Genomic DNA, 12,773 nt, shown 5'->3' with positions numbered 1-12,773 from the left:
TCATGCGAACAATAACACGCGCTATTGAATTGCGTCGGGTTTTGGCCGAGGCTCGGGCCCCAGATAGGCGCATCGGGTTTGTGCCCACAATGGGTTGCCTGCACCAAGGCCACATGGCCCTCGTCGACGAGAGCCGGGCTAGTTGTGATGCCACGGTCGTCAGCATCTTCGTTAATCCTACGCAGTTCGGCCCCAAGGAAGATCTCACCACCTATCCTCGTGATTTTCTCCGTGATGAACAACTGTGCCGCGATGCAGGGGTCGATATCGTCTTCGTACCGGAGGCGCAGGAGGTTTATCCGCCGCAGTTTGACACTTTCATTGAACCTGGTGCGCTCGCGCAATCGCTGTGCGGAACCTTCAGGCCCAGACATTTCCGCGGTGTTGCGACCGTTGTCTGCAAGCTGTTCAACATGGTCCAGCCGGATGTCGCGTTCTTCGGCCAGAAGGATCTTCAGCAATGCGCAGTCCTCCGCCGCATGTCAGTTGATCTCAACCTGCCGATCGAAATCGTTACCGTCCCAACAGTCCGCGAGCCGGATGGCCTCGCAATGAGCAGCCGAAACCGCTATCTCAGCGCCCCAGAACGCAACCGTGCACAGGCAATCAGTCGAGGCCTGCTCGCGGCGGAAGCCGCCTTTCGCGAAGGGGAGCGCGATCCCATACGGCTGCTATCGATTGTTAGGCATCCTCTGGAGGCACTGGATGAGTTGCAATACCTCGAAATCGTGGACGCTGAAACGCTAGAGCCCGCCACGAACCCGTTATCGCGCCCGGTCGCCATTTGTGCAGCAGGGTATGTTGGCTCTACCCGGCTTATCGACAACGTCGTGCTCGATCCAGACGCCGCCTGCCGATAGAAAGCTTCCCGTCGCCGTGACGCTCACACTGGACAGCAAGCAGGTGCGGAGGGACCGTGGAGAAAAGCGAGCGACCCTTCCAGGGCGCCACCAGACGAGCTTGGTGCGAGTTGGTGCGAGCAGGCGTGCAGCGCGTCCTTATTGAGATGTTAGATCCGGTCGATCAGATTTTTTTCTCTTGAGGGCACGGCCCTTCATCGTCGCGGTCAATGTTTCGCTTTTCTATCAGGTACTTTGCGGTGAGGCAGCCCTTTTGACGGTCGTTCCGCCTGGCCTGCTTCACGGACGTTCTCTGGAGCAGAATACGAGGACCTGGGATATGGTCAGGGCCATAGGCGGTCACAGACCAAGCTGAATGGCGTGGGAGCGAACGCCGTGAGCGACACCGCTCGCCAGCTCGGAGTGAGCAAGCCGACATAGGCGCGCGAATAGGCGCGCTAAATCAAGCAGCAGAAAGAGCGCCCTGTTCGCTTCGTATCTGGCGGCTGCTCGACTGCTTCGTGAGCCTGCTATAAGCGGCGTGCCGTCGCTCGTGCAGACGGACCATGACCAGCTTCGCCCACGGCGCTTAAGCGCCTGGTCTAACCTGACGAATGATCTGGGAATCTCCAGGCAAAGGGAATTCGGCGCACCAGGATCGATTCTCGCCTGAATTCGGCTTCGATCCGGGCAAGACGCCTGAAAAATCACATTCCGCACACGATATGCTGCCGCGCAGCGCGGCTGTATTGCTCGGCCACGGTAACAAAGGGCATCAACATGAAGTATGCAGTTGTGGCGTCCTTGGGCGCGTTGTCCATGCTTTGGCCGATCGCTGTCGCAGCTCAAGAAGGAGAGGTTCTCCCATCGGGCGATTCTATTCTCTGGACGCCAGAGCAGCAGGTCATCGGCTTCCGAGCAATAGAGAAGATCAAGCCAGTTCATGTCGTGCGCCGCGGAACGAATGTCCATCCCCTGCCCAAGGCTGCCCACCAGATCTCGCCCCGCTGGATATCGCGCGGCCAGGCCATGGACGTGGACCGTTACATGAGAGAACGGCGCACTTCGGGCGTCATCGTACTCAGGGACGGCGAAGTGGTGCTTGAACGCTACGGCCTGGGGCGCAAAGAAACTGACGGCTGGATCTCGATGTCCGTGGCGAAGTCGGTAACTTCGACTCTAATTGGCGCGGCAATCAAGGATGGCTACATCAAAAGCCTCGATGCGCCAGTGAGCGACTACATCCATGAACTTAAGGCCAGCGCCTACGAAGTGGTATCCATACGCCAACTTCTGACCATGAGCTCGGGTGTGAAGTGGAACGAGGATTATGTTGACCGCAACTCTGACGTCAATCTGCACTACAACGCCATTTCAGAGTCTGGCGTCAATCCTATCGTCTCCTACATGCGCCGGCTGCCACGGGCCGACGAACCAGGCACCAAGTTCGTCTACAATACCGGCGAAACTGACTTGGTCGGACTCTTGCTCACGAGGGCGGTCGGCAAGTCAATGGCCGAGTATCTGTCAGAGAAGATTTGGCGGCCCTACGGGATGGAAAGCGACGCTGTCTGGCAGGTCGATCCGTCCGGACAAGAGTATGGCGGCTGCTGCATCTCCGCGACTCTGCGCGATTACGCCCGCATCGGCCAGTTCATCCTCGACGGTGGAGAGGCCGGCGGCGTTCAAGTCTTGCCACCCGGCTGGGTGCAGGACGCGACAAGCGTTCACATGAAGTTCGCGCCGAACGCAGCGGGGAAGACCCACAACGGCCGCCGCATCGGGTATGGTTATTTCTGGTGGATTTACGATAACGGATATGCGGGCTCGGGGATATTTGGCCAGAATATTTTCGTCTATCCAAAAGACAAGGTCGTGATCGCGATCAATTCGGCTTGGCCCAAACCGACCGACTCCGAGTACTCCGAGGCGCGGGACGCCTTCGCCGAAGCTTCGCGCGCGGCGGCTGTCGCCGAGCGTTGACGATTTGCTGGCATTGACGACGGTCGGCCTACAGCGGCCACTGCTCAAGATGGGCCTGATCACGGGTTTCGGCCGGACAGGAGCCATGTTCGGTTCGGACAAGTACGGGATCGAGCCGGATCTTATCGCGGTCCCGAAGGGGCTTACCTCGGCTTACTTCTTCTTGTCCGGATGGATCGTCAGCGAAAAGGTCTACAAGGTGCTAGAAAAGGTCTACGAGGTCCTAGAAGAGGGGGCCCACAACGCCGCCGCCTTCCCCACGGCTCACCTACTCCGGGCATCCGACGGGCGCGGCCGGCGGAGGCGGTCCTGGATATTGTCGAGCGCGAGAACCTTCCCAACAAGGCCAATGAGCTCGGAGCCTGCTTTCAAGCTGGATCGACCCGGATGTTTTAGCCAACTGCCGATCGTCGGCGAAGCGCGCGGCGTCGGCATGATGGGGCGATCGTATTCGTCGCTGATCGGGATCGGAAGCCGCGCTTTGAACCGCACCTAAAGGCCGGCGCTCGGATTTCGAAGGCTGCTCGCAAGCCTGGGCTCATCTCTCGCGCGATGCCGCATGGCGAGATCCTCGGCTTCTCGCCTCTGACGCTGGCGGCGCGGACGGGGCTTCTTCGATCGCGTTCGTTCGCATCGCGGCGAAAATCGTCAAAAAAAGAGCGCCTCCAGCGCTGAATTCCATTAACGAGGCGGTTCCTCCAGGACTGGCGTAGCGGAGCAAGACCAGCACAACCACTCCGTACGAGGAGGGCACAGCAGCAACGTCTCGGGCACCCACGAGCAACGAACTGTGGTGAAGTTCATACTCGACTTTGGAATCAGCTAGTAGTCTCTTTGAGGGGGTCACCGCGCTTTCTCTGCTACCATTCTTTGCGCCTTGCGGAGTCGCCAAGTGTTGGACGCAACGACCACTACGCTTTTGCGTGCTGTTCTTGAGGAGGTTTGCGACAACCTGCCTCGCAGCGAAACCGGCACTCGGGCCCATGTCGCTTCCAAGATCTTGGAGGCCGCCAATAAAGGTGAGATCACGGCGGAGCGCCTTCGGCAGGTCGCAATGCAAGCTCTTCGCTCCGCGCCAACCATGTGGCGCTAGATACGGACAAGACCGATAGTGCTCATGTGAATTTCCAGGTCACGGTGTTGAAGATCCTTGTGAGCTACCCGAACGGCTTCGCATCCATGCCGGACCTCAAGCGAGACATGGCCATTTTGGCCACGAGCGGTCCGGATTGGGCGGCGCGCACCAAACGAATGGGCGCCCGTGTGCCCGAGCTCGACCTTTTTTCGCAGCAACTCGTCGAGCGCTTGCATGGAGGGTGGCGCATCACGGAAAAGGGACGAGCGGTGCTCGAGCTGATGGAGCCGCGCCCTACTACGCACCAACTCCAACCAGAGGACACGAGAGCTCGTGAGCTGCCATCGCCAGTGCCGGCAGGATCTCTTCCTGTCGAACTACGCCGGCGTGAGCCCGAACGACTGGGGCGGCGCCGGTCCTCCAGGGTCACTGATGGCTAACGAGGCCGGCGCAACGATGCTGGACTCTCACGATCTCCGCCGGCGGATGGCCCGCCGGATTTGATTGACCAGATAAGTGCCCCAAATGATCATCATCTCGCCGACACGTTCCGTGCGCTTGCGCTCAGGGTACGTTGACCGGAGGCATGGCCGCAGTCGGGCGTAACACGAATTGTTCTCGCTGCTGCCCACGCGCTGCCAGGATGATCGCAAAAACCACGAGGAAAATCAGAGACCGAGTCATGACCAAGACTTACTTCAGAATCCATATCGCAATTATGAAACCCCTCACACCCGGGCCAAACGACGCGCGTCGCGCGCATAATATCGCGCCGCTCTTCAGGTCCCGTTTGCTGAGCCAAAAGCAATAACGATTATTCGTGCCGCAACACGGCCGAGTAGCCTTGTGTGGTGCTCAAAAAATGCATTTTCCAGACGCAACAGCCGGAAATCTGTGCAAAATCAGGATAAGAACTGACGGCGCGGGCGCAGGAAAGGTCTGTTGCTATCCAGGACCCCAACGAGGGGCGCTCAAGCGCAAACAATTGTGCTTCGGCGCGCTCCTAGCGCTGACTGCAGCGGGATTATACTCCTATGTTCGAGCCTCTTCGCGTTATTATGAAGGTTAAGTAATTTAAGACCTCGCTTTGCCTCTGAGGTCAAAGGCAATAATTCTCTTTCAACTGCCGACTTGCCAGCGTGGCCGGCTTGATGTCGCTCGCAAACAGCTCTTCGGCTTCTTTTCTGACGAAATGATTTGAAGGCGCCGCTGAGCGGTGTGATCTTGATGCTTTGGAGCAAGCGACCAACAAAGCGCGTGCGTTTCGAACGAGAGCATTGGGTCACCCTTTTGGGGGTAAATGGAAAATGGTGGCGCGATTGCGTTCTCGTTGAGATTTCCGAAACTGGCGCTCGCCTACGCGTTGACGGATCTCCAGACGTGCTCAAATCACGACACTTTTTCTTGCTACTTTCCAGAACTGGATTGGCGTTTCGCCGGTGCGAATTGGTCAGGCTAGATGGCCCGGAAGCCGACGTTCAGTTCGTCGTGCGTAGCACTGCTGGTTTGAGCACTCCTAGTGTTGGCCGCATGTGACAAGGGGGAACTGCAAGCGAGCACGCCCCCGCTTGAAGAAAACGCGCAGGAGCAGGCAGCTTACATCCTGCCGGTTGTTCTGACGAAATGGGTCACTTTTTGCAGGAGCCGATCGACTAGCCCGGCGCAGAGATCGATTCCCCCGTCCCCGCACAACGTTGAAATCGTCCACCGCGTGGGTAGACGTGGCAAGAGGACGGTCGGCCGCCCTTCGAAGGTACTTTGTCGAGGTGACGACCGAAAAGGAACGCCTCGATTTTATCGATCAGATGAAAAGGCGGTTTGTGAGCTGCCGGCAATCGATGAGTGTGCGTCGCCTACGCCGCAGCTGTCAGATGACGTGCGCACGGACGCGCCGAGGTGCGTGAGCTCTGTCATCAGCCAAAGGGGGAGGGGGCCTGAGGTCCTCTCCGCCTAAGCCAAAGTCAAGCGATGATCGCTGCGAACGTCACTGCTCTGTCAAGACCGGCGCTGATGGTGGACTGCAGTCGTTACGAGAATGGTCGCCACGCGGCACAAGAAGGCCGCACTCGAGCCGGATAGCACGAGCGTGCGAAATGCTGGCGCGCAGAACAACGCGTCAGCATTTCACGAGAACGCTTCGGTGCTTGGTAGCGTCTATTTCGATGGTTTCATCGAAAAGGCGCAAGCGGCAGCCACCAGGGCCAGCCCTCCCAAATAGAAGCCGATGGCCAACGTGCTGCCCGTCGTGGTCAGCAGCGTGGTTGCGATGATAGGGGCAAGGCCTCCGCCAATTGCAGCCGCGATCTGAACGCCCAGCGACATGCCACTGTAGCGAACCCCGGGCGGAAATTGAGCCGAATACAGCGCGGGCTGAAGCCCGAACATTGTTGGATAGATAAGGCCTAAGGAGACGACGATACCGAGGCGGATCAATAGGGGATCCTTGGTATTGACCATCAGAAATAACGGAATGGCAAACAGCGCGAGCAGAATGCCGCCGACGCCGTAAATCGTGCGGGCGCCGATCTTGTCGCCGAAATGTCCATATATTGGAATTGCGAACAGTCCGACGGTTGCCGCAATGAGAATGCTATTCAATACCTCAGCCCTCGAGAGACCGAGGGTGACGGTCGAATATTGAAGGATGAAGATCGTGACGAGATAGAACAATGTGACCTCTGCCAGCTTCGCTCCCACGGCCAGGAGAAGAGGGCGGAGATGCGTGCTCACGACTTCAGCGCTCGGCATAGCGACGGTCTGTCCTTCATTCTTGGCTTGCAAGAATACCGGGCTCTCGGGAACCTTCGATCGGACAAAACTTCCCAGCAGGATGAGGACGATGCTCGCGAGGAAGGGCACTCGCCATCCCCAAGCCAGAAAATCGCTCTCGGAGAAGGAGCTCATATGGGCGAATACCAAGGTCGCGAGGATTAATCCGGCTGGAGTGCCTGCCTGCGGCAAGCTGCCGAATAGCGACCGCTTGTTGCCATCGGCATGTTCGACGGCCATCAGTACCGCGCCGCCCCATTCGCCGCCCACGGCAATTCCCTGGCAGATTCGAAGAAGGACGAGCAGCACGGCCGCCCAGATACCGATCTGAGAGTAGGTGGGGAGCAGGCCAATCAAAACAGTCGGGATGCCCATCAGGAAGAGGCTGAGGAGAAGCATACTCTTTCGGCCGATCCTATCTCCGAAATGTCCGAAAACGAGGCCGCCTAGCGGTCGCGCAAAGAGCCCAACGGCAAAGGTCGCGAAAGAAGCCAGCGTGCCGCTGACGGGATCAATGCTGGGGAAGAACAGCTTGCTAAAGACCAGGGCGGAGGCCGTCCCGAAGATGAAAAAGTCGTACCATTCGATGGTTGTTCCGACCACTGTCGCGGCCACAACCCATCCCTTCGAGGTCGGCTTTGCGGCGGTTGTCGTTGATGCATTCTCATAGACAGTCATCTCTTCTCCGTTGAAGTTGATTGGCCCCGGCTGCCTTGACAATTTTTTCCACGCGTAGTCTGTAGGGCAACTTGTTGCCCGCTGGGAACCATATAACAGTCCGTCACTATTGAAAAGGGCGCGGCTGTAACGGTAAGGCGAGGTGTGGTCATGACGAGCGCCCGAGGCCTACCGCTCCGCGCTGGACCTCTTCGTTCATTGACAAAGCACATTAGTCGCCACGATGCTTGGGGAGACAAAAAATCGTGGAAATCTGGTCTGCCAGTCCGGTGATGAAGAATGATGAGCAAGAAGACAATTCGGACGACCAAATTCGAAGCGAGTGTTTCAGAGCAGCTGCCGGCGGGACGGATCGGCGCTCGTTTGCGTGCCTGGCGCCGCAACAAGAACATGACACTCGACGAGCTGGCTCTCGCGACGGGACTGAACAAAAGCTTCCTGTCCCGGATTGAGAAAGACGCCAAGGCACCGTCGATCGCAACCGTGATGAAGCTCTCTCGTGCTTTGGACATTCCCGTGGCGCTGCTATTTGGTGAACAGGTCGCGGACTCGGACATCCATCTGGTTCGTACAGCGAACCGGCAGCCGGAGGAGGATCCGGTCCATGGATACTCTTTTGTATCCCTATCGCCAGCGGGGCCGGGCCGACGGGCGGAAGCTTTCTTAATGACGCCGCCGGCCCACTTCAGTGAGGCAACCTACGCAGAACATTCCGGCGAGGAGTCGCTCTACGTCATTACGGGCCGCGTCGAAGTGAAGTTCGCGGACCGCAGTGTCGTCATGGGCCCCGGAGATTTCCTGCAGTTTCCGGGGCACCTCGTTCACCACGTGCGGCGGGTTGGCGCCCGCGCAACCGTCCTTATCGTCATTAGCCGAGACTGATCCACGCCCACCACCTTCCGAAGGCCTGATGCTATGCTTGATCAAGATGCGCCATTCATCGACTACTATGTCTGGCTGATGTCGGACTGGGCCTATTTAGGGCAGGTCAGATTGTCACAGATAAGCGCGCGTCACGGAGTTCGTGTCAACTATATCCCAATGCGCATGCAGGATGTCTATGCAGCAAGCGGCGGGATCGTTCTTGAAAAGCGTTCATGGCAGCGACGCGACTATCGCATCGAGGAGCTTAAGCGTTGGAGCGAGCGGCTCGGGATGATCGTCAACATCGAGCCTTCCTATTTTCCTGTCGACGTGGATGTTGCGTCCTGCATGGTAATTGCGGCGCAAAACCAAGGCTTGAATGTCGACCGTCTCGCGAACGCAATGATGCGCGCGATTTGGGTCGAGGACGAGAACCTCGCCGACCGCGACACGCTGCTGAGAACCGCGGATCGCGCGGGTTATGACGGCTTGAAGCTGTTGGAGGGGGCGGCAGGTGCTGCCCGCCTGGAATACGTATCCAATACCTCTCGGGCATTGGAAGCTGGTGTCTTTGGATCGCCGTTCTATGTGTTCAAAGGCGAACGGTTCTGGGGGCAGGATCGGCTGGATATGCTTGAGGAGCGACTGATCCGCACAAAAGGCGCTCCGCTGGGGCGCAGGCCGCAAGCCTGATTCGTTTCGAGTGTCTGAGCCGATCCGACGTCGACGCGGTCACCGTGTCGGCTTCAGAGGACTGTCGGCCCAACTGCGGGCAGGCGGCTCGGCAGCGGGTCGTCTTCCAAACGGTACAAGCGTAGCACAACCGCCCCTCGTTGGAGTCGTCGGCACGCCTGGCATTGGCTTGCCGCAGGCCGGACACGCCTTCCGGATCGGAAAAGCGCTTGGGTCTGGTGTTTCTCACCTCGACTATGAGTCAGCCACTCTCATTCGCAATTGTTCGGGCGCGGTGCTGGCCAAGGCGCCAGCTGATCGTGCCGTGCGTCGGCGCCTACACCAACGACGTGCGGAGATTGCGCGACAGCCGAGTGGCGCCAACGCCGGATACAATGGGCGCGCAGACGGGAAGTGCGCGCGCACTAGCAAAGGGCCCTTCTGATCCACTTTCCGGACGACCCGGAGTATATCTCTTGATGCGGTCCGATGGGCGAAGCCCTTGCGCCAAAACAATAATACGGCGGGGCTAATCGCCGTACTGCCAAGCTGGTTTGAGCTAGATTTGATCCTGAGCACACCTTCAACGCGTCTGCGTTAAGCAAACCTTTGAGTATTTCGCCCGTGAGCGCGCATGCGGATTGGAATAGGGTTAAAAAAGCGTTAACCTGAAGCTACACCGAGTAGCATCCAGGCAATGAACCTCTCTCGCCGGAACTTCATGCAAGCGGCCCTCCTAGGCGGCGCCGCGTTGGGCGGAGGTGCCGCGTTGAGCGCGGTCGCCACCCATCAAGGTCGCCCCCTCCCGTTGTCGCCGCTCCCGCACGCCGCTGATCTTGCAGGCTTGGCTCCCTCGTCCGCAGCGTTGAAATCGCAATCCTTGGCGCTCGGTAGATACTTTCCGTCCCTGCTGGATCCCGATGCCGAAGGCGGTCCTTTCATCTGCAACACGCTTTCAAGCGATAATTCTATTGCCGATTACATTCGCCAGGGCGAACCCGGTAATTCGGTTTTCCTGAGGCAGGTTGAGTCCCGCGCCACCATTCCATGGACCCCCGTTTTCTTGAGGGGAAACAACCAGCTATTGCAGTTGCCGTCGTCTGTGACGCGACAAATAGACTGCTCTGATCTTTTGGTGATGAATGAGAGTAGTGCGCGTTATCCCGTCTTTGGCAACAAGGCGCGCAAGTACGAATTCCTGCTCCCGAATCTGAAGTGGTCCGGCTCCAAGCGTTTAGGGACGGTTGGCGCGGTCTCCAGCAATCATGCTCTGCAGTTTGCCCTGGCCAATCGTGTGGCCGATTTGACCGGTGACGGACAGCCGCTGAATTGTGCCCTGGACTTGGTACTTTTCGAGGTGCCGGGAGCTACCACGGACATGGCGCGGCTGGGGATTTTGCGAGGCCTGGTTGAACACGTTGCCATAGCCAAGAACAACATTGAATTGGTGGGCGAAGCTTCCCAGGAATATGCGAGAAATTGGCTACATCCAGATACGGATTCGCTCGTTCCCCCCGGCGGCTCGAACGATCTGAGTGTGTTGGGACATATGAATGCGATTGCCGAGTTGGCGCAGTTCCTTAGCGCCGCTCAGGCGTGGAGTGCACCGCCCGACGTGATTTTTGTCGCCATGGGCAGCGGCTCGACGGTCTTGGGCCTTCTCCTGGGCGTCCATTTGATGGGATGGAAGACCAAGGTCGTGGGAGTGGCCGATCAGGACAAATCATATCTGACGCGATGGCTTGTCAACCGGCAACCTTCCTTGCCATTTGTGGAGGGGAATGTCGCCAAACTCGCTCGCAGCACGGTCCAGTGGCTGCAGCAAATCCGCTTTCCAGGCATCTCTCCTGATGTGCTTCGGGTGATGCAAGGCGAGATATTCGTGCCGGATTCCACCAGCTGGCAGCCCGGCTACGGCTTGGTCGAAGCCACCGACGTTGCGTGGGCGAACGAGTTGGAGGAGGCGGGACTCAGCCTTGATCCAGTCTTTACTTTGAAAGCATGGCGCTCGTTGCTCACCATGTCTAAAGCGGGGGCGCTCAAGAACAAGAAGGTTCTTTTCTGGAATACTTACAACAGCTTTGATTACATGCCGCCTCTTCTATCCAGCTTGGGATAGCCGATGCGTGGTTACCAGCCTTTGATCGTCTATATAGCAGTCGTCATGTTTCTGACGCTGGCATATCTTGCATCACCTATTTCGAGAGAGGCCTTTTGGCAGGTGTTTCCGGGGCTTGAAACAATGGCCCAAGCGCATCCACTCGGCACCGCTGTGGCGTTTCTGGTCACATCCACTGTCCTTGCATTTCTGTCCTTTCCCTCCATGCCAATGATTTGCCTGGCCGCCGGTTTTTACATGAACGGGCTGGAGGGAGGCATCACCGTGCTGCTCGGCAGTGCCTTTGGCGGTTTGAGCGCGTTTCTCTTCTATCGAAAGCACATTCAACGTCCCAGCGCTTCATTATGTCAGCAATCGGCTGTGAGACTCTGGTTGACCTTGCTCGGACTACGCCTCTCGCCCCTCGTGCCCGCACCACTGGTGAATTTCATCGCCGCGATGCTTGACGTCACCCCTCTTCAGTACCTGACGACCAGCATGTTGGGCGGCGCGCCGCTGGTCCTGTTCTATGCGCAAATAGGGCAGCAAGGGCATCACTTATTGTCCGGCGAAACACCGCATTGGCAGCAGTTTTCCGGATATTTGACCATTTTATGCTTAAGCACGCTGTTGAGCGCGATGGGTCCGTGGCGGTCGGTGCTGAACGACCTCAAGAAACTGAAAGGCACGCCCGGATCAAACCTTCCGCTGCACTCAGCACCTGGTCTGTAATCAATCCTTTACCGACAAACTTGGTTTTTCCGAAAACTGAAATCTACTTTGTTGTATTTCGCCATCCTTTCTTAAACTCACAGCTATAGATTGCAGGCGCTTCTCCTGGTACAAAGGTAAAGAGCGCCTCCATGTCCCTGAAACGCTTTGTCCGCGTGTCGCTGAGCGGCGCCATGGTCTTCCTTTTCGCGACTTCAGGCTGGGCAGCTGATCTTGCAGAGATCAAGCAGCGAGGCGAAATCCGCCATATTGGCATCCGCTACGCCAACTTTGTGACCGGCGCGGGCGATGGTTTGGATGTCGAGCTGATGCAGGGCTTCGCCAAAAGAATTGGCGTCTCCTACAAGCTCGTCTACTCGGATTTTTATTCGGTCATCCGCGACCTGCTCGGTAAGGATGTGGTGCGCAAAAATGGCGAAGTGACGCTGGCAGGTGACTATCCCATCAAAGGCGATGTGATATCGAGCGGCTTCACCGTGCTGCCGTGGCGTGAGGCCATTCTTCTATATTCCGAGCCGACCCTTCCTTCGCAGGTTCTCTTGGTGGCACCAGCCGAGTCTGATCTGCAGCCGATCCAGGACGGCGCGGATCTTGCGGCAGACATCGTCAACACCCGGAAGGCGATCGGATCCAAGAGCGTACTCGTGATGGAGCGCACCTGCTTGGATCCATCCAATTACGGCCTGGTCAACGTCGGTATCGATTTAAAGGCTTACAACAAGAGCGCCAACCTGAACGAGATGGTCCCGGCCATGCTCAACAAAGAAGCCGAATTGACACTGCTCGACGTGCCGGACGCCATTCTGGATTTGCGCAAATGGGCGGGCAAAATCAAGATTCTGGGGCCGATCTCCGAGCAGCAAACGTTGGCAACCGCCTTTCCGAAGGACGCGCCAGCTTTGCGCAATGAATTCAACGCGTATTTGAGCGAGATCAAGGCCTCCGGCTTCTATGACCGGCTCGTGGATAAATATTATCCCGGCATTCGTCGATTTTTCCCGGAATACTTCGCGAAAACGAATTGATGATATCTTCGCTGATTAGATTCAGTCGATCGTTAGCT

10 protein-coding genes and 1 pseudogene are annotated in these 12,773 nt (G+C 57.7%); 10 read left to right on the top strand and 1 reads right to left on the bottom strand.

Annotated features, from left to right (window positions below):
• Nucleotides 1-2 precede the first annotated feature (2 nt).
• The 5 genes and pseudogenes from panC to IVB27_RS34380 all read left to right on the top strand — a co-directional run bounded on the left by panC (nt 3) and on the right by IVB27_RS34380 (nt 4,337).
• Nucleotides 3-860, top strand: a complete 858-nt coding sequence (gene panC / locus IVB27_RS34400; protein ID WP_247447194.1) for a pantoate--beta-alanine ligase — start codon at nt 3-5, stop codon at nt 858-860.
• A gap of 759 nt (nt 861-1,619) precedes the next feature.
• Complete coding sequence (locus IVB27_RS34395) at nt 1,620-2,822, top strand: serine hydrolase domain-containing protein (protein ID WP_247447193.1); 1,203 nt, start codon at nt 1,620-1,622, stop codon at nt 2,820-2,822.
• Between the two features lie 55 nt (nt 2,823-2,877).
• Nucleotides 2,878-3,497, top strand: a pseudogene (locus tag IVB27_RS34390) (aminotransferase class III-fold pyridoxal phosphate-dependent enzyme); the annotation flags it as partial.
• Between the two features lie 217 nt (nt 3,498-3,714).
• Nucleotides 3,715-3,915: a hypothetical protein gene (locus IVB27_RS34385; RefSeq protein ID WP_247447192.1), complete on the top strand. Its 201-nt coding sequence runs from the start codon at nt 3,715-3,717 to the stop codon at nt 3,913-3,915.
• Between the two features lie 26 nt (nt 3,916-3,941).
• Entirely contained in the window at nt 3,942-4,337 is a 396-nt protein-coding gene (locus IVB27_RS34380; RefSeq protein WP_247447191.1) for a hypothetical protein, read from the top strand.
• A gap of 1,714 nt (nt 4,338-6,051) precedes the next feature.
• Here IVB27_RS34380 and IVB27_RS34370 read toward each other — a convergent pair.
• Complete coding sequence (locus IVB27_RS34370; RefSeq protein ID WP_247447190.1) at nt 6,052-7,344, bottom strand: MFS transporter; 1,293 nt, start codon at nt 7,342-7,344, stop codon at nt 6,052-6,054.
• A gap of 279 nt (nt 7,345-7,623) precedes the next feature.
• On the opposite strand from IVB27_RS34370, the gene IVB27_RS34365 reads away from it, so the two are divergent.
• The 5 genes from IVB27_RS34365 (at nt 7,624) to IVB27_RS34345 (ending at nt 12,735) form a co-directional block, all read left to right on the top strand.
• Nucleotides 7,624-8,226, top strand: coding sequence for a helix-turn-helix domain-containing protein (locus tag IVB27_RS34365; RefSeq protein ID WP_247285523.1), 603 nt, complete (start codon nt 7,624-7,626; stop codon nt 8,224-8,226).
• 33 nt (nt 8,227-8,259) lie between these two features.
• Entirely contained in the window at nt 8,260-8,901 is a 642-nt protein-coding gene (locus IVB27_RS34360; RefSeq protein ID WP_247342118.1) for a 2-hydroxychromene-2-carboxylate isomerase, read from the top strand.
• A gap of 748 nt (nt 8,902-9,649) precedes the next feature.
• Nucleotides 9,650-10,999, top strand: a complete 1,350-nt coding sequence (locus tag IVB27_RS34355) for a pyridoxal-phosphate dependent enzyme (protein WP_247447189.1) — start codon at nt 9,650-9,652, stop codon at nt 10,997-10,999.
• 3 nt (nt 11,000-11,002) lie between these two features.
• The gene (locus tag IVB27_RS34350) at nt 11,003-11,710 is read left to right on the top strand and encodes a VTT domain-containing protein (RefSeq protein WP_247447188.1); all 708 of its coding nucleotides are present in this window, start codon (nt 11,003-11,005) and stop codon (nt 11,708-11,710) included.
• A 131-nt stretch (nt 11,711-11,841) separates the two neighbouring features.
• Nucleotides 11,842-12,735 (top strand): transporter substrate-binding domain-containing protein, encoded by an 894-nt coding sequence (locus IVB27_RS34345; protein WP_247447187.1) that lies wholly within the window; start codon nt 11,842-11,844, stop codon nt 12,733-12,735.
• The last annotated feature ends 38 nt before the right edge of the window (nt 12,736-12,773 follow it).

This window comes from Bradyrhizobium sp. 197 (assembly GCF_023073375.1).
In the GTDB taxonomy this organism is placed as follows: Bacteria; Pseudomonadota; Alphaproteobacteria; order Rhizobiales; family Xanthobacteraceae; genus Bradyrhizobium.
The sequence above is the reverse complement of the archived record's forward strand: the minus strand, read 5'-3'. Positions and strand labels throughout refer to the sequence as shown.